This window comes from Amaricoccus sp. W119 (assembly GCF_047275745.1).
Classification (GTDB): Bacteria; Pseudomonadota; Alphaproteobacteria; order Rhodobacterales; family Rhodobacteraceae; genus Amaricoccus.
Genome location: NZ_JBKQWU010000162.1, coordinates 1 through 1,702, shown reverse-complemented (window position 1 = coordinate 1,702; position 1,702 = coordinate 1). Strand labels below are relative to the sequence as shown.

The 1,702-nt window shown below is 68.7% G+C and carries 2 protein-coding genes; both read left to right on the top strand.

Going from position 1 to position 1,702, the window contains the following annotated elements:
- The coding region (locus ACLJK8_RS22640; protein ID WP_413152666.1) for a sensor histidine kinase at positions 1 to 1,199 on the top strand (1,199 nt) is incomplete at its 5' end.
- A complete protein-coding gene (locus tag ACLJK8_RS22635) occupies positions 1,171 to 1,536 on the top strand; it encodes a response regulator transcription factor (RefSeq protein WP_413152665.1) in 366 nt (121 codons plus the stop codon). The genes ACLJK8_RS22640 and ACLJK8_RS22635, both read left to right, overlap by 29 nt.
- Positions 1,537 to 1,702 lie beyond the last annotated feature (166 nt).

The following is a 1,702-nucleotide window of genomic DNA, read 5'->3' as shown; positions in this document are numbered from 1 at the left end:
TCTTTCGCCGCGGCGATGCCGAGCCGGTCTTCTGGCGCGGCCGCGCCCGTCTCGACGACCTCCGGGCGCTGGCGGGGCGCTTCATCGGTCAGGCCCGCGCCCGCGCGCTTTTCGACGAACACGCCGCCGATCTCGGCGTGCCGGTCGCGGAGATCGAGCCCGACGCGCGGCTGGTGGATCGCGTGGAACGGCAGATCGCCGGTGCCATCGGCACGGCCTCCGCGCGGATCATGGTCGCCTCGGTGACGCGGGAGGAACCGCTGACCGTGGAGGGCGTGCTCGAGATCCTCGACCAGGCGTCGCAGCTTCGCGCCTATGCCCATGCGCTGGAGGAGAAATCCCGCTCGCTCGAACAGGCGACGGCGGAGTTGCGGGCGGCGAACGAGCAGCTGATGAGCCTCGACCACCTGAAGGACGATTTCATGTCCTCGGTGACGCATGAGCTTCGCACGCCGCTCACCTCGATCCGGGCGCTCTCGGAACTCATGCTCGACGATCCGGAGATGGAGGCCGAGCAACGCCAGGAATTCAACCAGATCATCGTCTCCGAGAGCGAGCGGCTGACCCGGCTGGTCAATCAGGTGCTCGATCTCGCGAAGATCGAGGCCGGGCATGCCGAATGGCACAATGCCGAGGTCGATCTCCGCGCGCTGATCCGCGACGCCGGGCGCGCGACGGCGGAGCTTTTCCGCGAACGCGGGGCGGAACTGGTGCTCGATCTGCCCGAGGCCGTGCCGCCGCTCTGGGCCGATCCGGACCGGCTGACCCAGGTGGTGCTGAACCTGCTCTCGAACGCCGCCAAATTCGTGCCCGGCGAAGGCGGAAGGGTCGATGTGACGCTCCGCGACGAGGGCGACGCGCTCGCCGTCTCGGTGTGCGACAACGGCCCGGGCGTGCCTGAGGAGGAACAGGCGGCGGTGTTCGAGAAGTTCCGCCAGGCCGGCGACGGATCGACCCGTCCGCCCGGGACCGGGCTCGGGCTTCCGATCAGCCGCCAGATCGTGGATCATTTCGGCGGTACGATGTGGCTGGAATCGGAACCGGGGCAGGGGGCATGTTTCGCCTTCCGCCTGCCGCTCCGGCCAGAGCGGGAGACGGAGAAGACGAACCCAGAGAAAACAAGGTCCGAAGGAACAGGGCCAGAGAGCACAGGTCCGGGGGAGGACGGAAATGAGCACGAAGGTGCTGATCGCGGATGACGAACCCAATATCGTCGTCTCGCTGAGCTTCATGATGAAGCGTGAGGGCTACGAGGTGCTCGTGGCCCGCGACGGCGTCCAGGCGCTGGCGATGATCCGCGAGGAGAAGCCGCCGCTGGTGCTGCTCGATGCGATGATGCCGGGCATGACCGGTTTCGATGTCTGCGAGGCGGTCCGGGCGGATGAGACGATCCGCGAGACGCTTATCCTGATGCTGACCGCCAAGGGACGCGAATCCGATGTCGCCCGCGGTCTCGGCGCCGGGGCCGACGCCTATATGACCAAACCGTTCTCGACCCGCGAACTGGCGGCCAAGGTCCGGGACATGCTGGCATGAAGCTCGACCGCGGCCGCCTCGCCGCCGCGCTGGCGCCGGGGGTGGCGCTCGCGCTCTGGATCGGGCTCGGCGCGCTCGGGTTCGGTGCGACGCTGACGGCGGAGGAGCGCGCGGCGCTGGCGCCGGTCGTTGCGAGCAAGGGAGCGCTCGTCTTCGGCTGGTGGCT

Coding starts and splice junctions, on each gene's coding strand:
- ACLJK8_RS22635 (WP_413152665.1), top strand. CDS start 1,171: ATGAGCACGAAGGTGCTGATCGCGGATGACGAACCCAATATCGTCGTC.